This is a genomic window from Photorhabdus machadonis (assembly GCF_052657765.1).
Genome location: NZ_CP199761.1, coordinates 84,485 through 105,780 on the forward strand (window position 1 = coordinate 84,485; position 21,296 = coordinate 105,780).

At 42.6% G+C, this 21,296-nt stretch carries 20 protein-coding genes and 3 pseudogenes; 8 read left to right on the top strand and 15 right to left on the bottom strand.

What is annotated here, in order from left to right:
* Positions 1–698: 698 nt before the first annotated feature.
* The gene (locus ACUN2T_RS00470; RefSeq protein WP_445495738.1) at positions 699–1,235 is read left to right on the top strand and encodes a carbapenem biosynthesis protein CpmH; all 537 of its coding nucleotides are present in this window, start codon (positions 699–701) and stop codon (positions 1,233–1,235) included.
* Between the two features lie 120 nt (positions 1,236–1,355).
* Here the strand turns inward: ACUN2T_RS00470 and ACUN2T_RS00475 are convergent, their stop codons facing one another.
* Both ACUN2T_RS00475 and ACUN2T_RS00480 read right to left on the bottom strand, forming a co-directional pair.
* Positions 1,356–1,838, bottom strand: coding sequence for an AMP-binding protein (locus ACUN2T_RS00475; RefSeq protein WP_445495739.1), 483 nt, complete (start codon positions 1,836–1,838; stop codon positions 1,356–1,358).
* Between the two features lie 95 nt (positions 1,839–1,933).
* Positions 1,934–2,497 (bottom strand): condensation domain-containing protein, encoded by a 564-nt coding sequence (locus ACUN2T_RS00480; RefSeq protein ID WP_445495740.1) that lies wholly within the window; start codon positions 2,495–2,497, stop codon positions 1,934–1,936.
* A 156-nt stretch (positions 2,498–2,653) separates the two neighbouring features.
* Between ACUN2T_RS00480 and ACUN2T_RS00485 the strand changes: the two are divergent.
* Together ACUN2T_RS00485 and accA are read left to right on the top strand one after the other, a co-directional pair.
* A pseudogene (locus ACUN2T_RS00485) lies at positions 2,654–2,948 on the top strand (transposase); the annotation flags it as partial.
* 228 nt (positions 2,949–3,176) lie between these two features.
* On the top strand, positions 3,177–4,136 hold the full coding sequence (accA, locus tag ACUN2T_RS00490; protein WP_445495741.1) for an acetyl-CoA carboxylase carboxyl transferase subunit alpha: 960 nt from the start codon (positions 3,177–3,179) through the stop codon (positions 4,134–4,136).
* Between the two features lie 26 nt (positions 4,137–4,162).
* Here the strand turns inward: accA and ACUN2T_RS00495 are convergent.
* Positions 4,163–4,417: pseudogene (locus tag ACUN2T_RS00495) on the bottom strand (ISKra4 family transposase); the annotation flags it as partial.
* Between ACUN2T_RS00495 and ACUN2T_RS00500 the strand changes: the two are divergent.
* Positions 4,411–4,506 (top strand): annotated as a pseudogene (locus tag ACUN2T_RS00500) (IS982 family transposase); the annotation flags it as partial. The pseudogenes ACUN2T_RS00495 and ACUN2T_RS00500 sit on opposite strands and share 7 nt — an antisense overlap.
* Before the next feature lie 19 nt (positions 4,507–4,525).
* Here ACUN2T_RS00500 and trpS read toward each other — a convergent pair.
* The 11 genes from trpS to pilM form a co-directional block, all read right to left on the bottom strand.
* Positions 4,526–5,563, bottom strand: a complete 1,038-nt coding sequence (gene trpS / locus ACUN2T_RS00505) for a tryptophan--tRNA ligase (protein ID WP_445495742.1) — start codon at positions 5,561–5,563, stop codon at positions 4,526–4,528.
* Between the two features lie 4 nt (positions 5,564–5,567).
* Positions 5,568–6,272 (bottom strand): phosphoglycolate phosphatase, encoded by a 705-nt coding sequence (locus tag ACUN2T_RS00510; protein ID WP_445495743.1) that lies wholly within the window; start codon positions 6,270–6,272, stop codon positions 5,568–5,570.
* Positions 6,262–6,942, bottom strand: a complete 681-nt coding sequence (rpe, locus tag ACUN2T_RS00515; protein WP_445495744.1) for a ribulose-phosphate 3-epimerase — start codon at positions 6,940–6,942, stop codon at positions 6,262–6,264. The genes ACUN2T_RS00510 and rpe overlap by 11 nt, the downstream gene beginning before the upstream one ends.
* A 64-nt stretch (positions 6,943–7,006) precedes the next feature.
* On the bottom strand, positions 7,007–7,819 hold the full coding sequence (dam, locus tag ACUN2T_RS00520; protein WP_445495745.1) for an adenine-specific DNA-methyltransferase: 813 nt from the start codon (positions 7,817–7,819) through the stop codon (positions 7,007–7,009).
* Between the two features lie 84 nt (positions 7,820–7,903).
* Positions 7,904–8,812 (bottom strand): SPOR domain-containing protein, encoded by a 909-nt coding sequence (locus ACUN2T_RS00525; RefSeq protein WP_445495746.1) that lies wholly within the window; start codon positions 8,810–8,812, stop codon positions 7,904–7,906.
* A gap of 156 nt (positions 8,813–8,968) precedes the next feature.
* A complete protein-coding gene (aroB, locus tag ACUN2T_RS00530; RefSeq protein WP_445495747.1) occupies positions 8,969–10,069 on the bottom strand; it encodes a 3-dehydroquinate synthase in 1,101 nt (366 codons plus the stop codon).
* Between the two features lie 46 nt (positions 10,070–10,115).
* Positions 10,116–10,637: a shikimate kinase AroK gene (gene aroK / locus ACUN2T_RS00535; RefSeq protein WP_011144496.1), complete on the bottom strand. Its 522-nt coding sequence runs from the start codon at positions 10,635–10,637 to the stop codon at positions 10,116–10,118.
* Positions 10,638–11,237: 600 nt separating this feature from the next.
* The gene (pilQ, locus tag ACUN2T_RS00540; RefSeq protein WP_445495748.1) at positions 11,238–12,272 is read right to left on the bottom strand and encodes a type IV pilus secretin PilQ; all 1,035 of its coding nucleotides are present in this window, start codon (positions 12,270–12,272) and stop codon (positions 11,238–11,240) included.
* On the bottom strand, positions 12,265–12,810 hold the full coding sequence (locus tag ACUN2T_RS00545; RefSeq protein ID WP_445495749.1) for a hypothetical protein: 546 nt from the start codon (positions 12,808–12,810) through the stop codon (positions 12,265–12,267). Before ACUN2T_RS00545 ends, pilQ begins: the two co-directional genes overlap by 8 nt.
* On the bottom strand, positions 12,797–13,351 hold the full coding sequence (locus ACUN2T_RS00550) for a PilN domain-containing protein (protein WP_445495750.1): 555 nt from the start codon (positions 13,349–13,351) through the stop codon (positions 12,797–12,799). The genes ACUN2T_RS00545 and ACUN2T_RS00550 overlap by 14 nt, the downstream gene beginning before the upstream one ends.
* Positions 13,348–14,178 (bottom strand): type IV pilus biogenesis protein PilM, encoded by an 831-nt coding sequence (pilM, locus tag ACUN2T_RS00555; protein WP_445495751.1) that lies wholly within the window; start codon positions 14,176–14,178, stop codon positions 13,348–13,350. The genes ACUN2T_RS00550 and pilM overlap by 4 nt, the downstream gene beginning before the upstream one ends.
* Positions 14,179–14,297: 119 nt before the next feature.
* Between pilM and mrcA the strand changes: the two genes are divergently transcribed.
* Complete coding sequence (mrcA, locus tag ACUN2T_RS00560) at positions 14,298–16,826, top strand: peptidoglycan glycosyltransferase/peptidoglycan DD-transpeptidase MrcA (protein ID WP_445495752.1); 2,529 nt, start codon at positions 14,298–14,300, stop codon at positions 16,824–16,826.
* A gap of 45 nt (positions 16,827–16,871) precedes the next feature.
* On the opposite strand, the gene nudE is transcribed toward mrcA, so the two are convergent.
* A complete protein-coding gene (gene nudE, locus ACUN2T_RS00565) occupies positions 16,872–17,420 on the bottom strand; it encodes an ADP compounds hydrolase NudE (RefSeq protein ID WP_445495753.1) in 549 nt (182 codons plus the stop codon).
* A gap of 354 nt (positions 17,421–17,774) precedes the next feature.
* Here nudE and ACUN2T_RS00570 point away from each other — a divergent pair, with 354 nt between their 5' ends.
* Genes ACUN2T_RS00570 through hslO form a run of 3 tightly spaced genes read left to right on the top strand, consistent with a single transcriptional unit; the run spans position 17,775 to position 21,257 of the window.
* Positions 17,775–19,889, top strand: a complete 2,115-nt coding sequence (locus ACUN2T_RS00570) for an IgaA/UmoB family intracellular growth attenuator (protein ID WP_445495754.1) — start codon at positions 17,775–17,777, stop codon at positions 19,887–19,889.
* A gap of 56 nt (positions 19,890–19,945) precedes the next feature.
* The gene (gene hslR, locus ACUN2T_RS00575) at positions 19,946–20,356 is read left to right on the top strand and encodes a ribosome-associated heat shock protein Hsp15 (protein ID WP_445495755.1); all 411 of its coding nucleotides are present in this window, start codon (positions 19,946–19,948) and stop codon (positions 20,354–20,356) included.
* Positions 20,357–20,384: 28 nt separating this feature from the next.
* Entirely contained in the window at positions 20,385–21,257 is an 873-nt protein-coding gene (gene hslO, locus ACUN2T_RS00580) for an Hsp33 family molecular chaperone HslO (RefSeq protein WP_445495756.1), read from the top strand.
* Positions 21,258–21,296 lie beyond the last annotated feature (39 nt).

Below are 21,296 nucleotides of genomic sequence, written 5' to 3' on the forward strand. Positions count from 1 at the left end.
AGAAGGTGAATTACTGCTTCGCTGAAACAAGCATTTGCTTCACTCAATTAGTCGCACCGCACATCAATTTCTTACAGGTGGGTATGAAAAAAAATGATTTTTTTTATAGTTAACTGATTTTTAATGATTTATTTTTTGAATCAAATATCGGCCTGTACAAGAAATAGGCTTGTTTCAGAATGTCTTCCGTATGTTCATCGTAATAGGTATGAAAGTTGGATTGTGATCGCCATAATACATCCGTATCAGGATGCCAAAGAACTTCCGATTAAACCGAATAAAAATTAGGCACTTGAAAGTGATAAAAGCAATTTGCTTACTGCCTTAAATGGAAGAAGCCGTCACTGAAAGTTTTCTACTCAGAAGAAGATTTTTCAATGACGGCTTAAACAGAATTCGGGTTATATTAGCTCAGTAGAACTCAACAAGACGGATTTTGCGGCAGTGGCTTCAGACACCTTTATTACAGAAAACAAAAAGATAGCGAAAGAGATTATTTTAAGATTAAAAAATACGGGAGATAAAAATGGATGTCTTTAAATTAAAAATTGGGAATGATTTTTTTGATATATCATCGAATGAAACAATTTTGAAATGTGCTTATAAGAATGGAGTTAAATTAAAATATCATTGCGCTTCTGGATATATATTGACTTGCTGCTCATACCCAAAAAGCAATATTGAAATATAGGAAAAAAATGAAGTGTATTTATTTGTTTTTATCTTTTTTTTGTCATTCAGAAGGAAATGAATTGTTTAGAAAGAAAGTACAAAAAGAAATTGACGATAAAATATTATTATGCCTAGGTGAGACTGAATGGCCAGTATCAATTAATGAGGATTCTATATGGGCTAATGCGAACATGGAATCTCTTGTTGATACTGGATTAGTAAAGTTGGATTTTAAAAGAGGAAAAAATAAATTATGGAATTTAACCAATTTAGGGAAAAAAGAATTTAATAAAAATGGTGATTTTTGTTACGGTAGAATGATTTTAAAAGACATTCTAAATATAAATTACATAAATAAAAAAAGAGGATTTATAGTTTTTAACTACTATGTACACTTATTACCTGAATGGGCTAAAAACAAATCAATAAGATTCGCATATTCTTATTTAGATAATATTATTACAGGCATTGACAATGAAAAATATCAAATTGAATTTGAAAAATCTGACATTGGGGTTATTAAAATAATAAGTGATCCTGTTCAACTTGAAATTCTTTACTAATTTTAAGCAATAATAGGGTTCAGAAACAACGGAATAGTACACGCCGTTAAGTAACTATTTAATAGCGGATTCGACTAATAAGCGAAATGTACACCGTTCCTAGAATTGGGTTGAGTCTTATCACCAGTTACTCAGCCGTTGCCAGAGTGGGTAGAAAGAAGGAAATTTCAGCAACGAGCAAAAATGCTCAATTAAGTTGGAACACCCAACATGACTGACCATCACTCCTTTGGGCTCTCCTGTCGAGCCTGATGTATAGATACGGTAGGCCTCTTTAGATGGACGCGCCATCGTTTCTCCATCAAATTGCGAGTCGGCATTCAGGATCTCAGTGACACAATATGTTTTCTGACATGCACTCTTCTGCACATTACTGATGTACAAATAACGAGATTGAGAGAGGATGTGGTCTATTTTCTCTTTGGCCGTTCTGGGATCAACGGGGATATAAGGTATACCAAGATAATGACACGCCAAAATTGTTGTTATGAGCGACTCATTTCTCTGCAAACAGAGCACTATACCCTCCACATCGTCACTCATTGCAGTGTGAATACCCACAGCAATACGTTTTGCCATTTGATGCAGCTGAGAATAGGTCATTGAATGGTTTGCTGTAATGAGTGCAATGTTGTTAGGCAACATTTCCGCAATGGACTCAAATTTTTGAATAAATGTAGAATTCATCATCCCTCCGTTCAGTTTTGGCTTTCTGGATTTAGTAAATAATTGTTTATATTGGACAGAAACATCGACATAAAACTCTCCACAATCTCCTTGGGATAATTCGTCTGGTTGAACATCATTTCGATGGCTAACCCCTCCTGTTCTGGCACAAGGTTGACCGTCAAATTGCAATAAACTGGTTGATATCGAGTGGCATACTCAGGAATAGAGAATTTTCGGTATTTTAAGAGGTTCCCTCTATTTTGGTTTTGATACATAAAGAGAATGTCATACAGTCCTTGACCTTGACTTGCAGCTAATGACGAAATCACATCTAGCGGCACATGAGCATGAGGCATACAGGTTTTTAATGCTCGGTCAGTCTCACTTAGGATCGCGCGAATCTGTCCCGCTCCACAATTCACTACAACAGGAATATTATTAATTCGACAGTCAATGGTTTCTCTATCTGATTCTGTTCTATTGGCGAGTGTCGTGCCCGTACATACAACAGAGGTATCTAGGAAGTTTGCCAGCGTAGAATTGAATAAAGCGTAATAGACGACGAACGGCGTGACTCTATGACTACGCGCCACATTCTGAACTCTAACAACCAGATCAGAAGAAAGTTGGGAGATAAGAAGACTAGGCGCCAATCCCTTTGAAACTGCTTGATTTTCCGCAAAATGAGGATCATGGTATCAGTCATGAAAATATTCATTACCGATGAATAAAAACCCGAACGTGAACGCCTCCATTCCACGCAGGGGACGAAACTCGCTTATGGCTGGATGTGCAAAGGCCAGAAAACCGCGGTGAAAACAACGGGAAACCGTACCCGTCTGAACCTGATGGTCGCCCTGAATCTGGCCGATATCAGTAAAACGGGGGGACGCGAGTATGACCGTATCGATAGTTAATTACATCTCGGAATCCTTCATTGCCATCCGTGAAACCTATCCGGTCAGTCATAAGGTTCATATTATCCTTGACGGAGTCAGTTACTATCGGAGTGAGTTGGTGAAAGACTGGGCTTATGTGATGAATGAAAAGGTCAGAAATAAATAACTTCACTCTGTATACCTATACGAGAGCATAAAATCTATGGTCACCAAGATAAAACAACGCGATGGTTATAGACTTATAATCACGAACTTCCTAACATGGGATTAGCGGGGAATAACCCCTATTCAAAAATTGACGCTGTCACAAAACAAAAATTCTACCGCTAATAACCCCCATTAAAAATGGAATGTTTACCATGTTAAGGATTCTATGTCTACTCATTTTCTCGCATTTGAAAAACCAATCGTCGAATTGAATGAAAAAATCGACGCTTTAGTGACCTTTAAAGAAAATAGCCATCTGTCGGATATTAAGATCGACGAGGAAATCAAATTACTTGAGAAGAAATGTCTTTCATTAACGAAAACTATTTTTTCTCAACTTGGCGCTTGGGAAATCGTCCAACTTGCCAGACACCCCATGAGACCTTACACCCTCGACTATGTTTCTTTGATCTTTACTGAGTTTCAAGAGCTAGCGGGTGACCGAGCATTTGCAGATGATAAAGCCCTTGTTGGCGGTTTAGCTCGTCTTGATGGCCAACCGGTGATGGTAATAGGGCAGCAAAAAGGCCGTACCACGAAAGAAAAAGTGATGCGCAACTTTGGCATGCCTTCCCCTGAGGGTTATCGCAAAGCATTACGCTTAATGAAAATGGCCGAGCGTTTCCATATACCAGTGGTGACTCTTATTGATTCTGCGGGCGCTTATCCAGGTATTGGTGCTGAGGAGCGGGGACAAGCCGAAGCGATTGCGCGAAACATTATGGAAATGTCTTGCTTAAAAACGCCAATCGTCTGTGTGATCACAGGAGAAGGTTGCTCTGGTGGTGCGTTAGCGATAGGGGTTGGCGATCGCATTAATATGTTGGAATACAGTACTTATGCGGCAATTTCACCGGAAGGTTGCGCATCTATCCTTTGGAAAGATGCACAAAAAGCTCAGGTTGCTGCTGAAGCGATGGGAATGACGGCGAAACGACTCAAAGAGCTTGGTATTATCGATACTATTATCCCAGAGCCACTTGGTGGTGCTCATCGTGATTATTTGATCGCGGGTGAAAATTTAAAACAACAGCTACTCGCCGATTTGTCAGCATTGAAAATGCTCGATATTGAAACATTACTGGCGGAACGCTACCAAAAAATTATGGCAATTGGCTATTGTTAAGGAGAGCATAAAAAAGTCAGGGACACTTATGCGGCAACCACCTCTGTCAAATTATGATCCGTTTCTTCACATAATTTTATGCCCGGATACCAATGCTCGAATCGGGCTTTTAAATTATCATTGAGTACCGCTGCGCCTGTCTGGAGTTAGTAATGCACACCTTGTTGGCTCCATTGCATCTGCTGCTTTTTCACCATGCGTTTAGCGATGACTTCATTGATCGTCGATTCAACAAATGAAGAAGAAATCGGCTCACTATATCGGTACATTTCGCTGTAATTCAGGCGGTGTGATTGTTTACTGCCTAAAATGGAAGAAACCATCACTGAAAGTTTTCTACTCAGAAGAAGATTTTCCAATGACGGCTTAAACAGAATTCGAGTTAATTATTAAGGATGAGCAATAAAGCCAATAGCTTCGTACACTTTATCCAGCGTAATCTGAGCGCGGGCTTTTGCTTTCGCTGCACCTTCTGCCATGATCTTGTTCAGCAGGGCTTCATCATTACGGAAATAATGGAAACGCTCTTGTAACTCAGTCAGCATACCGGAAACTGCATCAGCCACAGCACCTTTTAAATGACCGTACATCTGACCTGCAAATTCTGTTTCCAGTTCAGGAATAGTTTTGCCGGTAACGCCAGCGAGGATATCCAATAAGTTAGAAACCCCTGGTTTTTGCTCGAGATCGTAACGAACGCGGGGGGGTTCTTCTGAGTCTGTGACTGCACGTTTAATCTTTTTAGCTGCTGATTTTGGGTCTTCTAACAGAGCGATAATGTTGTTGCGGTTATCGTCTGATTTAGACATTTTCTTTTCTGGGTCCTGAAGGGCCATAACACGGGCACCACCAGTTGGGATGAACGGTTCTGGCACAGCGAAAATATCGCCGTAGATAGCATTGAATCGTTGAGCGATATCGCGGCTCAGTTCAAGGTGCTGTTTCTGATCGATCCCTACCGGAACTTGGTTTGTTTGATATACCAAAATATCCGCAGCCATCAGTACCGGATAATCAAACAGACCTGCGTTGATATTTTCGGAATGGCGGGAGGATTTGTCTTTGAACTGAGTCATACGACTGAGTTCGCCGAAATAGGTATAGCAGTTTAGAACCCAGCTTAATTGAGCATGTTGTGGTACATGGGACTGAACGAAAATGGTGCTTTTCTCTGGATCAATACCACAAGCCAGGTAGAGCGCCAGTGTATTCAGAGTGCGCTTTCTCAATTCTTTTGGGTCCTGGCGGACAGTGATTGCATGTTGGTCAACGATACAATAGATGCAGTCATAATCATCCTGCATTTTAACCCACTGACGTAACGCCCCCATGTAGTTACCGATGGTTAATTCACCGGAAGGCTGCGCGCCGCTGAATACAATAGGTTTTTGGGCGTTTGTTTTTTCAGATACAGTGGGTTCATTCATTTTATTATGCTTCCTGAAGTTTCAAAGATGGGAGTCCAATTGTGGATAGCAGATCCGAGAAATTCGTTAATATGCAGTCTGGATTGCTTAATGCAATAGATTCACCGTAGTTATATCCATAGGTTAAACCAACACAAGGGCAACCCGCCGCTTGTGCTGCTAAAATATCATTACGGGAATCACCGACAAAGAGCAGTTCTTCCTTATGCAGTCCGAATGTGCCCATTGTGAGATAAACAGGTGCCGGGTGTGGCTTTTTCTTTTTAACATCATCACCGCCTAACACCAATGAAAAGTATTCACTGATACCTAAAGAATCCAGCAAAGGAGCAATAAAAGGTGTTGGTTTATTGGTGATGATACCCATTGGCAGGTTGTGTTTTGCCAGTTCGGCCAATGTGATTTTGACTTCCGGGAACAACTGACTGCCTGTTGTTACCGTTGTTTCATAGAAATGGTCAAACAGTTTACGGGTTTCTTGATGCAGTTGTGTGGTCAATTCGACTCTGGCCCATGCCAATGCACGTTCGACCATAATATCGGCACCGTTACCTATCCAGACAGCAACTCGTTCTTTTCCCGGAGCTGGGAAACCTTTGGCTAATAGTGCCTGATCCAGTGCGTCCGCTAAACCACCGGCGCTGTCTACCAGCGTGCCGTCAAGATCAAAGGCAATAGCACGAATACCTTTTAATACTTTATTTGCCATGAGATACCTTTGACAATTCACTACGCATATTATCAATAACGGCTTTGTAATCTGGCTGACTGAAAATGGCTGAACCAGCAACGAACATATCTGCACCAGCGGCCGCTGCTTCTGCGATATTGCTGGCTTTAATACCACCGTCTACCTCAAGACGAATATCATAACCGCTTTCATCAATGATTTTACGAACCTGGCGCAGCTTCTCCAGTGTTCCAGGGATGAAAGATTGGCCCCCGAACCCAGGATTGACCGACATCAACAGAATAATATCCAGTTTATCCAAAACATAATCAAGATAACTCAGTGGAGTTGCAGGATTGAATACCAAGCCGGCTTTACAACCCTGCTCTTTGATGAGTTGCAGGCTACGGTCAATATGTTCACTGGTTTCTGGATGGAAGGTAATGTAAGTCGCTCCTGCTTTGGCAAAATCCGGGATAATGCGGTCAACCGGTTTTACCATCAGATGAACATCAATTGGCGCAGTAATGCCATAATCCCGCAGAGCCTGGCAGACCATAGGGCCGATAGTCAGGTTAGGAACATAATGGTTGTCCATCACATCAAAGTGAACAACGTCAGCACCTGCTGCCAGTACTTTTGCTGTGTCTTCCCCCAACCGCGCAAAATTTGCAGATAAAATGGATGGGGCAATCAGAAAATCTTTCATTATCTTCTCCAAATCGTTTCTATCATCCCTTAATTGCGAGGCAAAAAAAGGAGGGGGGGATAAGCTAGCAATATAATGCCAAAAGTTCGTCTACCTTACTGCGGGCAAGGATATTCCTGCTGATAGTACGGCGTGCTTTGACAATATGAAGAGAAGCCTGATAGTACCATTTTCGTGTCATTTGCGTATCGTGATTGGATATCAAAACAGGAATTGCACGCTCTGATGATAACTCAAATGCAATACGTGCCAGATTTTCCTGATCTGCAATGTTAAAGCTGTTGGTGTGATACGCCGTAAAGTTTGCTGTTGCTGACAAAGGAGCATAAGGTGGGTCGCAATAGATAACCGAGCCTTCCCGTGCTTTGTTCAAAGTGTGTTGGTAGTGCTCACAGATAAAAGTGGCATTTTGGGATTTTTCAGCAAACCAGTGTAATTCATCTTCAGGAAAATAGGGTTTTTTATAACGACCGAAAGGTACGTTAAATTTACCATGAGAATTATAACGACAGAGGCCGTTGTAACAATGGCGATTGAGATAAAGGAATAACACGCTACGCTGGAACGGATCGGTACTTTGGTTAAACTGTTCCCGTAACTGATAAAAGTGTTCGGCGGTGTTGTATTCCTGGGTAAATAAGGGGCGTGTATGAGTAATAAACTCATTGGCCTTGAATTTTACTGTGTTGTACAGGTTAATTAGGTCACTGTTGATATCAGCGAGGATGTAAGAATCATAGTCTGTGTTCAAAAAAACAGAACCTGCGCCAACAAATGGCTCTATCAGACAATTACCGGCTGGCAGATGACGTTTGATATCATCTACCAACGGGTATTTTCCACCGGCCCATTTTAAGAAAGCGCGTTTTTTTTTCATGCTGTCAGTTAATTACTCAATCATTCCAGAACCGCAGATTGTACTCTGTTTAGGACAGCATATCAGCGCCTAATAAATATTGTTTTATTTTCTCAGATCTTGTTGCACTTGTTGCATCGTTCTGACCCAAGGTTTTTTTGCCTGAATCTCGGCTGGTAGAGATGAGATGGCCTGTTTGGCTTCAGAAACAGAATTGTAATCACCATGAATCAAAATAAACCAAGTTTTTCCATTACGTTTAGTTTCATAAACTTTGTAATGAGTGAGGTTATTCTTTTTCGCAAAAGCAGTCAGAGTATCTGAGCGGCTGGCACTACTTAATTGCAAAGTGTAGTGGTTTGCCGGGGCTTTCAGCGGATTACTGACGGCCACATTGTTTTTACTGTTGTTGGTATGACTGGTAGGTGGTTTTGATTTAGCGGGTGTTTCTGGTTTCAGTGGACGGATATTTTCCGGTTTCTGTTGTACCGTTGGTGGCGGTGTCACTGTCTGTGGTTGCTGATTCAGATTCTGCACCGCATGATTTATATTACTTTGTTGCTGAGTCAGTGCATCCGGAGTATGTCCAGGTAATTCAATGCGTTGGCTTTCACTATTGTTAGTTTGGGGCTGCTGAGGTTGCGTTGGCGTGCCACTGACAGGAGGAATATTGATTTCCTGTGGTCCGTTAATTGTATTTGCAGTGGTATTCTCCGATGTGACAGATCGATTGTTATCGTTTTTGGATGGTGAACCTGATAAATCAATATTTTTTTCTGCAACATTGGGCGATTGTTGTTTCTCATGTTCAGTTGGCGCTTTTAAAGCAGAACTGATAGCCATAATCAGCAGTAACAGCACTAAAATTCCAATCCCGATCATCATTTGCTGGCGTGAGACCGCAAACTTGGGTTTGTTTAATGGTTGGCGTGATCGTGAAGGACGGCGGTCTGAGGTATCTGGCCTAAACTCGTTATCTGCCCTTTGTTCATTTTCTGATTTGAATTCGTCCATATGCCCTCCAAACAGAGCTAATTCTGCCAATTGCAATTAAAGTCAGGCCGACAGGCTGATCTAACTAGAATGAATGAAAATTTGTCTGATCTGAAAGTAGCTATTTTATGACACAACAACCAGATGTATGCAAAAAAACATTTGATTTATTGATAATTACACCTTTTCAGGCGGTAAACACTGGCGGACAGCTTCAAGGACACAATCATGTCCAATGTCTGAACGGAGATTAGCTTGACCAATTGTTGCCGGAAGAATCAGATGTAATTTACCTGCTATGACTTTCTTATCTCGCATCATATGCGGGAGATAAGTTTCCGGGGGCATGTTTTTTGGGCCGTGTATAGGCAGATTTGCCCGCTCCAGTAATCGGATAATACGTTGAGTGTCCTGTTCAGCGAAATTATCAGCCAGTTGGGCTGTTCTTGCTGCCATAACCATGCCTGCGGCAACAGCTTCTCCGTGTAGCCAGACGCCATATCCCATTTCTGTTTCAATTGCGTGACCAAATGTATGACCAAGATTCAGCAAGGCACGCAGGCCGCTCAATTCTTTTTCATCCGCTGCGACAACGTCTGCTTTCAATTCGCAGCAGCGACGGATGCAATAAGCCATTGCCTGGTTATCAAGACTGAGCAGTTTATCCATATTATTTTCAAGCCAGCTGAAAAATTCGCTGTCGAGAATGATACCGTACTTAATCACCTCAGCCAGACCTGAAGAAAGCTCACGGGCTGGAAGTGTTTGCAGACAATTGAGATCGATCATCACAGAGGCAGGCTGATAGAATGCACCTATCATATTTTTGCCAAGAGGATGGTTTACTGCGGTTTTTCCTCCTACAGAGGAATCAACCTGAGCAAGAAGGGTGGTAGGAACCTGAATAAAACGGACACCACGTTGATAACAGGCAGCGGCAAAACCAGTTAAATCACCGATTACGCCGCCACCGAGAGCGATAAGGGTTGTGCCCCGGCTATGGTTATTTTCCAGCAAAGCAGAAAATACGTCATTTAATACAGAAAGAGATTTGTACTGTTCACCATCAGGCAGAATAACTTCATCTACTTGAATCCCGGCTTGCTGCAAGGTGGCTTTTACTTTTGCCAGATACAGCGGTGCCAGGGTTTGATTCGTCACCAGCATAACCTGCTGATCTGCTTTTAGTGGTGCAAAAGCAGAAGGATCATCAAATAACCCTTTTGCGATAGTAATTGGGTAGCTACGCTCCCCCAAAGTGACAGTAATCTTTTCCATAGCAGCCTTCGCCTTCATTATTTATCGCTGTACAGACTTGCTTGAATCAGTTCTTTTCCAGTAACTCAATGATTTGGTTAGCGACAACTTTAGCGCTTTGTTCATCGGTACGGATAGTGACATCAGCAATTTCCTCATACAGAGGATTACGTTCGTTTGCTAAATTTTCTAAAACTTCGCGTGCTGGTGCATCAACTTGAAGTAAAGGACGTTTTTTATCGCGCTGGGTACGTGCTAACTGTTTTTCAATGGTGGTTTCCAAGTAGACCACGACACCACGGGCAGACAGGCGATTACGGGTTTCTCTGGATTTAACCGAACCCCCGCCAGTTGCCAGTACAATGCCTTGTTTTTCAGTGAGTTCGTTAATCACTTTTTCTTCGCGTTCGCGGAAGCCTTCTTCACCTTCCACATCGAATACCCAGCCCACGTCAGCTCCGGTACGTCGCTCAATTTCTTGATCGGAGTCATAAAACTCCATATTGAGTTGCTGAGCTAACTGACGACCAATAGTGCTTTTGCCGGCACCCATAGGCCCAACCAGAAAGATATTACGTTTCTCTGCCATGTTTTTGGTATTACTAAGACTATTCGTTAATGATAACCCGCCCCGCCAATCAAATTAGCAGCGGGACCTAAACTGAAACTTCTTGACTGCTCCTCTTTTTTTAGGAAGAGGATTCCCACTTCACAGAGACGTGCCTGACTCGCAGTGACGCGAGCCCGGGCTTACCTTCTCTCCGTGGGCTAACACTGTCAGCCCGACAGCTTTGATATTTCGCGCTTTATATGCGTGTTTCATAGGGTCACACACTACATAGGAAAATGTAAAAATGCAAAAATTAATCGTTAGTGGGAAAACCGCTTCCTTTCTTTTACGTCCTGAAGAACGAGGTTTCCCGGAGACTAACTGATGAGAAAATTATCTCAGTACATCAGCCAGTTTTGCAACTATATATATCAACGATGAGCTTCTTGTAACAGAAGCCCTGGTTATTATTGTGATATTAACCTGACCATTCAATTAGCTCACTCTTGTATGCTAAATCGGACTCAGCGTCAAATCTATAAACAGGGTTAGATGAAGAAATCCGCGCATAATCATACCTAATTGCTGAATTTTTTATTGCCAACGTCACTGATATAGTGGTTATATTTTTTAATTCGATTAAATATCCATCAATTGAGGCGTGATAAATATCACCAGCTCACGTCGGCTGTGTTTATGACCTTTTTGGCTAAATAATGAACCGAGCAGAGGGATGTCTGATAGATAAGGCACTTTTTGGGTTTTCTCACTTTTTTTCTGTTGAAAAATTCCACCGAGAATAAGTGTTTCACCATTTTTTACAGTAACTTGAGTCACTATTTCCTGTTTGTCGATGGTTAAATTTTCACCTCCACCTTGACTGATTGAGATTCCCGGCATGTTTTGGCTGATTTTCAGTGAGAGTCTGATTTTATCTTTTCTCAGTATATGAGGTGTGACTTCCATTCCAAGTACGGCTTCTTTAAATTGCACGGTACTTTTCTCTTTTTCCTGACTGACATAGGGGATATCAGAACCTTGTTTAATGCTGGCTAACTGTTGATGTGAAGCGGTTAGTCTTGGGCTGGCGATAATATCCAGTTGGTTTTCCTGTTCTAAGGCACTGAGTTCCATTTCCAGCAAACGGGTATGGATGCGGGCAATATTGAACGAGAATCGGTGCATGTTGTCGCTGGCAGCTTGGTTGATATTCAGGCGGTTTATACCTGTTGATGTATTAAGTTGATCTCCTATCGGCATCCCCCAATAAACTCCCAGTTCATGCAATGCTTCCCTGCTGCTGGTTACGATATGTGCGGTAATCTGCACCTGCTGTTGTGGTGTATCTATTTCTTTCAGCCAGCTTTTTATCTGCGTGATGGCGATGGGGCTATCCTGCAAAATCAGGCTGTTAGTTTCAGGATCAAAATCAGCCTTACCCTCTTTGGTCATCAGTGGGGGTATATTTTGCCTGAGATTAAGGGCAATTTTTTCTGCGTCTGCATATTGTAATGCGGTTGAGAGGTGCTGAATCTCAGCTTCATTGACTGATTGATCAAATAACTCAATAGGTTGCTCTTCTGTTTCTGTTATTGGTGGAGCAAAAGGGTTTCTTATTTCTGCAATGCAGATAGCCGGCAGGAAAATGATAAACAGAATAAATATTTTAGTCATAAAATTCCTCATATGAGGTTTCTGACAAGGTCATTTTGACATTTAGAGATTCGCCTGATGGAGAAACAGAAAACTGTTTAATCAGTAGCGGCGGGTATAACGCCTGTAATGCATCAAGAAAATCCAGCATTTGTTCATAGTTTAAATAAATTGTTATTTGCCAGAGCGTTTTTTCCCCTTCATTTTTACGTTGCCATTCAATAAGTTGCCCGCCAGAATTTATCAACGGTTGTTGCAGTTGTTTTACTGCGGTAATTTTTGCGGTGTTTTGTGGTGGCTGGTTAAGTTCATTTTCTATTTGGTTTATCTGTTGCCGTATATTTTCCAACTGAGGTAACTGATTTAGCTGGTTATTGGCTGATTTTGTATTGGTTTGTTGGGCGATTATTTCTTGTGTCAGCCCAATTTCCCGTTCAGCTTTCTCTTTCCAGAAGAAAAGATAAAATAGGATCAGGACCAAGATGATGATAGTTTGCTGCCAAATAAAGAGCAGCCAGGCGGGTTTGTCAAACCACCATAAATAGTCATTTTTTATCATCGGGTATCTCCGTCTGCCAGTTCGCGTCAATAATAAACTGCCTGATTTGCTGTTCAGTGGTGGTCATTTTTTTCAATTGAATTTCAGATAATTGTCCGTTGTTTTCGAGATTATCCAGCAGCGATGTCATACTGGAATAATCCAGACTGTTAGCAACCAATTTCAATTGACCTGCATGGTCATCAAAAGCAGTCAGCCAACTTCCTTCCGGTAGTAACTCAGGTAGTTCATTGAATAATCTTAAATGTTGCTGATTCTGTTTCAGCCGTGTTTGTTGTTGTTTTAATTTATAGGCCAGTTTGTTGTGAAGATTGAACGCCTCTTCTGTCTGAGTTATCTGTTGCTGTAAGTGTAATTGTTGCTGGTTGAGTTGTTGTAATTGTCTTTGATGCTTGTTAATCGTTTCCAATTGTTTAAACGACATCCAGACGAGCGCTGCCAGCCACAACGCTAATTGCAATAGGAGAAGAATGGCCCACCAACGATAGCGGGACTTCAGCCGGGTTTGTCGCCAGGGCAGAAAATTAACCTGATACATCATTGATCATCCGGTCTGAGCGCCAAGCCACCGGCTATCACATATTCCATCAGTTGAACTGGGAGCGGTGGTTGATAGTGACGGAATGCTGCCAGCATATCCCAGGAATAAGTTCCTTCAGGCAGCACTTCCTGTTGGTAGCTGCTGTAATAAATATTCTTTTTAGTTATGGATGAGGCCGGTAATTGGCGAATAACCTGTAGTGGGGAAGCGGCGGTATTTGCTGATACCAAATCATAAGCAAAGGGCGCATTAGCAGGAGATACCCACAACCAACCGGATTGTTGCCGGTGTAACAGCCAGCTATCAGCCGGAACGCCAGCATATTGCGCTATATAGCGTAATGCACAGGGGGCAATATCAATGGCGTCCGGGAAGATTTCTGCTTGTGCAAGACATTGTAGCCAGATATCCAGATCTTTCTGACGGGCTGCGCTGATATAGGCGTTTTGCTCGATAATACGGTAATCCAGAGCCAGTTCGCGGGTGTTAAAGGGAAATTGTTTTTCGGCGCTGGCATTGATAAACCAGCCTTGTTCCGGCTCTTTAAGACTGATATCTGAAGGTAAAGTCAGATTCCGCTGCAATGTTTGCTGTACAGGTAAGGCGAGTCTGAAACTGATTTTTTTGGGTAATTTTTGGCGCCATTGATTTAATATATCGCATAATATCTCTGGCCGCTGTAAACGACCTTCTGGCATAACTGCATCAGATAAAAGATATTGCCAGCAGTGGCGAAGCTGCCAGCCATTACGGCGTTTTATGGTTGCGACGGCACGAATGGCTCCATCTTGGATGTCCAGTCCGACATACCACTTTGGTGAGTACATATGACGATCTCCGTATCAGTAATTTTAATAAAAGACCATATTCAAGGTGCTGTGTAACCTTTATACTACGCGCCGATTGTTTATAAACCACCCAACTAACGTGGCATGGGAAATTTCAGGTGAAGTTCGTAAAATATTTTTTAATCTTTGTCGTGAGTTGCATTTTTCTGGGAACAGCCTCGATTTTTGGCATGTACAAATATATCGAGCCGCAGTTACCTGATGTGGCGACATTAAAAGATGTTCGATTACAGACACCAATGCAGGTGTTCAGTGCGGATGGGGAGCTTATTGCGCAGTATGGTGAGAAGCGCCGTATGCCTCTTACTCTGTCCGAAATTCCACCTGTTATGGTGAAGGCATTCATTGCAACGGAGGACAGTCGTTTTTATGAACATCATGGCGTTGATCCTATAGGAATTATCCGGGCGGCATCGGTGGCGATGACTTCAGGTCGTGCTTCTCAAGGGGCCAGTACCATTACTCAGCAACTGGCGAGAAATTTCTTTCTCAGTCCTGAGAAGACATTGATGCGTAAAATTAAGGAAGTTTTTCTGGCCGTCAGGATTGAGCAGTTACTGAATAAAGATGAGATCCTCGAACTCTATCTCAATAAAATTTATCTCGGTTACCGGGCTTATGGTGTCGGGGCTGCGGCTCAGGTTTATTTTGGTAAGAATGTCAATGAGTTGACATTGAGTGAAATGGCCATGATTGCCGGTCTGCCAAAAGCACCTTCTACTTTTAACCCGCTTTATTCTTATGGCCGGGCGATTAACCGCCGGAATGTGGTTTTGAGCCGTATGCTTGATCAGGGATATATTACTCAGCGGCAATATAATCAAGCCAGAAATGAAAAGCTGGTGGCTAATTATCACGCGCCTCAGATTGCGTTTTCTGCGCCTTATTTGGCTGAGATGGTACGTCAGAACATGATTGAGCGTCATGGGGAGAATGCTTATACCGACGGCTATAAAGTTTACACCACGATTACCCGTAAACTTCAATTGGCTGCCACGGATGCGGTGCGTAATAACATCATTGATTACGATATGCGTCATGGCTATCGTGGGGCGCAGGAGGTGTTGTGGAAAGTGGGTGAACCTGCCTGGGGTCGGGAACAGATTGTTAAGAAGCTTAAGGTTTTGCCAAATTATGGGCCGCTAATGCCAGCGGTTGTGACCAGCACGGGTGCTGATCAGGCGACGGTGATGCTGGTGGATGGCAGCAGTGCAGAATTGCCAATGGCGGGTGTTCGTTGGGCTAGAAAATTCAAATCTGATAGTGTGCAGGGTGCGGTTCCACGTAGTGTGAATGAAGTGGTTCAGGCAGGTGAACAGGTTTGGGTCCGGAAAGTAAAAGATATCTGGTGGTTGTCACAAATGCCGGAAGTTAATGCCGCTTTGGTTTCCATTGATCCTAACGATGGCGCTGTAAAGGCACTGGTGGGTGGGTTCGATTTCAGCTTAAGTAAGTTTAACCGTGTCACTCAGTCATTACGTCAGATTGGTTCCAATATTAAACCGTTTCTCTATACCGCTGCGATGGATAAAGGGCTGACGCTGGCTTCATTGCTCAATGATTTGCCAATCAGTCGCTGGGATGCGGGCGCTGGTACTGACTGGCGCCCGAAAAATTCCCCGCCAACGTATGCGGGGCCAATTCGTTTGCGTCAGGGATTAGGGCAATCGAAGAACGCCGTAATGGTTCGGGCAATGCGTGCAATGGGGGTTGATTATGCCGCTGATTACCTGCAACGGTTTGGTTTCCCGGCACAAAATATCGTTCGTACAGAATCCCTGGCTTTGGGCTCCCCATCATTTACACCAATGCAAATGGTGCGTGGGTATTCGGTTATGTCCAATGGTGGCTATTTGATAGATCCTTATTTCATTACCAGAATTGAAAATGAAGATGGGGATATTCTGTTTGAGGCAAAGCCGAAGATTGCGTGTCCGCAATGCGATATTCCCGTGATTTATGGTGATACTGTGCGTTCAATCGAACTTTCTGAAAACTCGATTGAAAATGTAGCTCAATCTCAGGTCGGGCAGCAGGAAATATTACCGCTGCCTGAATTAGAGAAAGTTCCGGTAATTGGGGGTAGCGAAGATGGACAAAAATATGCTCCTCACGTTATCAGTACCCCTTTGGCATTTCTGATCCATGATGCTTTGAATACCAATATTTTTGGTGAGCCAGGTTGGAGCGGTACGGGGTGGCGTGCCTCGCGCGATCTGAAGCGTCGCGATATTGGTGGTAAAACCGGGACAACCAACAGTTCAAAGGATGCCTGGTTTTCAGGTTATGGGCCGGATATTGTGACGACTGTCTGGATTGGTTTTGACGATCACCGTAGAAGCCTTGGTCGTACAGCAGCCAGTGGCGGTGAGGCGGGTGCTAAGAGTGCGCAGCCCATTTGGGATGACTTTATGAAAATTGCACTGGAGGATGTTCCTGAAAAAGAAGTGACGCCCCCTCCGGGTATTGTTTCCGTCGTGATAGATCGTAAAACAGGTAAACTTGCTGGCGGCGGCGCAGATACTCGCAGTGAATACTTCATTGACGGAACTCAGCCTACAGAGAGTGCGGTGCAGGAAGTTGGCACAACGTTGATCGAGAATGGTGAAAGTCAGGAGCTATTCTGATAATAAATCAGGCACAACGGGAAATCCGTTGTGCCTCTGTTAACTTCAACGATGGTGTAAGTGTTTTTGCGCCAAAAACAGGGCACAGACATTTCGCGCTTCGTTGAAGTCAGCGTGATCCAGTAATGACATCATATCGGCTATTGGCCAACGTATTTGTGATAGTGGTTCAGGCTCATCCCCTTCCAGGCTTTCCGGATAGAGATTTTCTGCAATAACAATGTTCATTTTGCTGGAAAAATAGGAAGGCGCCATAGTGAGTTTGGCTAATTGTTCTATTTTTCTGGCGCCAAAACCGATTTCTTCTTTCAATTCACGGTTAGCCGCTTCAAGGATACTTTCACCAGAGTCGATAGCGCCTTTGGGAAAGCCTAATTCGTATTGCTCAATACCTACTGCGTATTCACGGATGAGTATTAATTCATCTCCAATGACCGGGACGATTAGAACCGCTTCCCGGGCTGCTGGACGCATCCGTTCATAAACGCGTTTTACACCGTTACTGAATTCGAGATTTACTGACTGAATATGAAATAAACGTGAATGGGCTATGTTCTCTATGTTCAGGATTTTAGGATTTTTCTGGTCATTCATAGTTGCCCCTGATGGCAGTAATATTGGGTTAATTTGAGTGTCTGTGCATTATTACGTCATAAATTATTTCATTAACCTTAGGTTTTATGATGAAATTAGGTACACTCTATAGCTTGACTAAATATGGCCGATTATTTTGATAAATGATAGTGATTATCGCTTGTCATTGTTGTTACTGTTATCTTTATCCTCTTTGGAAAGAGATCTGTGTTATAGATAGTTCAGGGAGTGATTATATAACTTGTTGTAAAATAAATTAAAAAAAACAGATAGAAATAACCTGATTCAGAACTGAACGTGTGGTTGCTATTTTGCCAGCAGCAATAGCAATATTGTCATGGATATGGGGAAAAAATGAACTCAACAGCCGTTATATTGGCTATCTTGATAATTAGCCTGATGATAATGGCTTCTTTTCTGATTTTCAGATGGAAGCCGCATGATAACGCCCGTTATCTGCTTTCTGTTGCTGACCCGACCCATCGTAAACTTCATGCTGATGAATATCAGGCCATTGAATGTTATCTGAAGCAGGTGTTGCCATTGGTTTTAACCGACCGTATCAATAAAACCCGCGGGTTAATTCTGACGGATAAAAATGACACGGTTTATACTATCTGTAATTCCATTACCCGGTTTTCTGTTGCCTCAGATGAACCACATAGTTGGCGTTATTACATTGATATGGCAGAAGTGCATTTGCCATTTTTCCTTGAGCCTTTTATTAAACAACAGAATATTATTGATGTTGTTCACACTGCGGGAATACCCCTTGTTATTTCGATTAATGGTCACTTCCTGAAAGATTTTCAACGGGATTTTCCTTCCGCTCCGGTAGTTTCAGATGTGCTCCATCAGCAGGCATCAATCCAAAAAAATGGCGATACCAGCGTAAAATTACAAAATATCCGTAAAGAGACAGCGGAAGAATACCGGTTGAATCACTCATCGGGTATTTGGGCGGGAGGATTTTTGTGTCTCGGATCTTTTATTTGGTTCCTTGCGTTACTCTCACCGATACTGTTTTTGCCGTGGCTGATGTTGATTGCGGGTACTTTAATAGCAATCAGTTTTTGGCTGTTGTCCTGTCCGTCTTCAAGACGCAAGTGTCAAGATATCCATTGTTTTACTGGTGTGCCAAAACGGTGGGGGTTATTTGGAGAATTTGAACAAGGGCAAATGAGTAATATTTCTCTTGGTGGGATTGATTTAATATACCCACTTCATTGGGAATCTTATGTTACCTACGATCTTGATCAGAAAACCAATATTGATATTTACACTAACGGCCAGGTAGTCAGGCAAGGGCATTATCTCTCTTTGCACGATGAGGAGAAAAATTACCCTTATCACCGTTATGGGAAAAATCTAATGATGATTGGTGGCAGCTTGCTTATTATGCTGCTGCTCTATTTTTATCAGCCGGTTAGTGTACCAATGAAACTCAGTTTTGCTTGGTTGCGTGGTAGCAGCACGAAGGTTGTCACTGATGCTAATACGATGAAAGAGATGGCGTTGCGGGTTGGGGATGTCCTGAAAGCAAAAGGGGTTGGTATGTGTTATATGCCACCAAATAATATGAACGGTAAAGGAGACACTTATTTTTCTCCATTCGATTGTTCAGGGATATATTGGAATAGTACTTATTCACTGCCAATCCAAGAATCAGAAGTTATAGAAAATGCGGCTAAATTGATTGCAACTGTGAATAAGCAATTACGTCTACAGGAAAATAGCGATGTAATTAATCCAGGTCTTGCTCAAGAGATTGCCAAATCTGGTATGATTTTATTAGATGATTTTCCTGATATCATATTGAAAACTCAAAAATTATGTGGAAAAGAAGCAGACTGTTTTCGATTGAAGAATGCTTTAGTTAACCTGGGTAGTACCAATGATTGGACAACTTTGTTAAAGAATACAGAAGATGGCAAGTTTGATGACATCCATGTTCTATTGCGTCCAGCGGGGGCTGAAGCGCTGGGAAAGCTGGTTGATGCGACTACATCGTCATTTATCTACCGGGAAATAGATAAAATAGCAATTCTGCTTAATAGCCCTTCTCCGGGCGGTGTTTTGCTGATCAGTGATGAAGGTAAACAGTTGGTTGAATATATCACGCCGGCAATTGTTTCTTATGACCATAGTGCGTTAGAACAATGGCGTGAGTTACAGCGGTTATCGGATACGGTGTTGCAAACACCCTTTGAGACAGTGGGAATTATTACAGAATTGTCCGTAGATACTCATGGAACCCGCCGGATTGTGTTACATAGTACACTGGATTCCATGACGCTGATCCGTTGTATTGGCACAACGCTTTTACTCTTGGTGCTTCTGGCGATTTTGGTCATTAATTCGGTGTTAGCTGTTAAGAGAAATCGGCAAAACAAACAACGTCTAAGCAAAATCAGGCAGTATTACGATAGCTGTTTTGATACGGCTTTCCCACCTACACGTTGGCGATAATCAGCAATGGTGTGTTAGGCTTGGCTTTTTCGCCGGAGCTGATATTGGGAGAAAAAATGAAAGATAACTCAGACTCCGATCAAGCTGTCCGTCTGGATAAATGGCTGTGGGCTGCCCGCTTTTATAAAACACGGGCGATGGCACGGGAAATGATAGATGGCGGTAAAGTTCACTATAATGGTCAACGAGGTAAACCGAGTAAAATGGTTGAACTCGGGGCTGAAATTAAACTGCGTCAGGGTAATGATGAACGTACTGTTGATGTTCTTGCGTTAAGCAGCCATCGGCGCGGTGCACCGGAAGCTCAACAACTTTACCGGGAAACAGAAGCGAGTATTGCTAACCGTGAAAAACTAGCAATAGCCCGTAAAATGAATGCATTAACTATGCCTCATCCTGATCGCCGGCCGGATAAAAAAGAAAGACGCACGCTGATTAAGTTTAAAAACACCAAATTAAGTGAGTAGGAATAACCTGCTCCAGTGAGAGATATTTATGTTTAAACAAGACCAATTACACCGCTTTTTGTTTGAGAACTATTCTGTACGTGGTGAGCTGGTTTTAGCCAGTGAAACTTACCAGCATATTCTGGAACATCATGATTACCCGCAGCCGGTACGGCAATTATTGGGAGAACTGTTGGTAGCAACCAGTTTATTAACGGCGACACTGAAATTTGATGGTGATATTACGGTTCAAATTCAGGGAGAAGGTCCGGTAAAACTGGCAGTTATTAACGGTAATCATCAGCAACAAATGCGCGGTGTCGCCCGTATTGACGGATTAGTTGCTGAGAATAGCAGCCTGAAACAGATGGTTGGCACAGGCTATATGGTCATTACCATTACACCAACTCATGGTGAGCGTTATCAGGGTGTCGTTGCATTGGAAGGTGAAACGCTGGCGGAATGTCTGGATGATTATTTCAGGCAGTCTGAACAGTTACCAACTCGCCTATTTATCCGTACCGGTATTCAGGATGGAAGTATCGCTGCTGGCGGTATGTTGCTACAGATTTTGCCAGTGGCGGAGCAAGGGAGTGCAGATGTATTTGATCATCTGGTACAGCTTACTGCAACCATTAAAGGTGAAGAGCTATTTTCACTGGAAATTAAAGAGATCTTGCATCGTCTTTATCATGAAGAGGATGTTGTATTATATGAGCCGCAACCCGTTGAATTCCGCTGTACTTGTTCTCGTCAACGTTGTGCTGACACGCTAGTCACACTTTCCGATGAGGATGTTAATCATATTTTGCAGAAAGATGGCAATATTAATATGGAGTGTGAATACTGTGGTACGCACTATATTTTTGATGCTGATGATATCGTTGAAATCAGGTCAGAAAAAAAGAGCCGGTTACACTAATATCCATCTGTTTTAGGGCGCGGATCCGCGCCTTTCTAT

What these genes read in the sequence shown, in the direction of transcription:
- ACUN2T_RS00470 (WP_445495738.1), top strand. Translation starts at nt 699, where the DNA reads ATGAAGTGTATTTATTTGTTTTTATCTTTTTTTTGTCATTCAGAAGGA.
- ACUN2T_RS00475 (WP_445495739.1), bottom strand. Translation starts at nt 1,838, where the DNA reads ATGACCTATTCTCAGCTGCATCAAATGGCAAAACGTATTGCTGTGGGT.
- accA (WP_445495741.1), top strand. Translation starts at nt 3,177, where the DNA reads ATGTCTACTCATTTTCTCGCATTTGAAAAACCAATCGTCGAATTGAAT.
- trpS (WP_445495742.1), bottom strand. Translation starts at nt 5,563, where the DNA reads ATGAATGAACCCACTGTATCTGAAAAAACAAACGCCCAAAAACCTATT.
- ACUN2T_RS00510 (WP_445495743.1), bottom strand. Translation starts at nt 6,272, where the DNA reads ATGGCAAATAAAGTATTAAAAGGTATTCGTGCTATTGCCTTTGATCTT.
- rpe (WP_445495744.1), bottom strand. Translation starts at nt 6,942, where the DNA reads ATGAAAGATTTTCTGATTGCCCCATCCATTTTATCTGCAAATTTTGCG.
- dam (WP_445495745.1), bottom strand. Translation starts at nt 7,819, where the DNA reads ATGAAAAAAAAACGCGCTTTCTTAAAATGGGCCGGTGGAAAATACCCG.
- ACUN2T_RS00525 (WP_445495746.1), bottom strand. Translation starts at nt 8,812, where the DNA reads ATGGACGAATTCAAATCAGAAAATGAACAAAGGGCAGATAACGAGTTT.
- aroB (WP_445495747.1), bottom strand. Translation starts at nt 10,069, where the DNA reads ATGGAAAAGATTACTGTCACTTTGGGGGAGCGTAGCTACCCAATTACT.
- aroK (WP_011144496.1), bottom strand. Translation starts at nt 10,637, where the DNA reads ATGGCAGAGAAACGTAATATCTTTCTGGTTGGGCCTATGGGTGCCGGC.
- pilQ (WP_445495748.1), bottom strand. Translation starts at nt 12,272, where the DNA reads ATGACTAAAATATTTATTCTGTTTATCATTTTCCTGCCGGCTATCTGC.
- ACUN2T_RS00545 (WP_445495749.1), bottom strand. Translation starts at nt 12,810, where the DNA reads ATGATAAAAAATGACTATTTATGGTGGTTTGACAAACCCGCCTGGCTG.
- ACUN2T_RS00550 (WP_445495750.1), bottom strand. Translation starts at nt 13,351, where the DNA reads ATGATGTATCAGGTTAATTTTCTGCCCTGGCGACAAACCCGGCTGAAG.
- pilM (WP_445495751.1), bottom strand. Translation starts at nt 14,178, where the DNA reads ATGTACTCACCAAAGTGGTATGTCGGACTGGACATCCAAGATGGAGCC.
- nudE (WP_445495753.1), bottom strand. Translation starts at nt 17,420, where the DNA reads ATGAATGACCAGAAAAATCCTAAAATCCTGAACATAGAGAACATAGCC.
- ACUN2T_RS00570 (WP_445495754.1), top strand. Translation starts at nt 17,775, where the DNA reads ATGAACTCAACAGCCGTTATATTGGCTATCTTGATAATTAGCCTGATG.
- hslR (WP_445495755.1), top strand. Translation starts at nt 19,946, where the DNA reads ATGAAAGATAACTCAGACTCCGATCAAGCTGTCCGTCTGGATAAATGG.
- hslO (WP_445495756.1), top strand. Translation starts at nt 20,385, where the DNA reads ATGTTTAAACAAGACCAATTACACCGCTTTTTGTTTGAGAACTATTCT.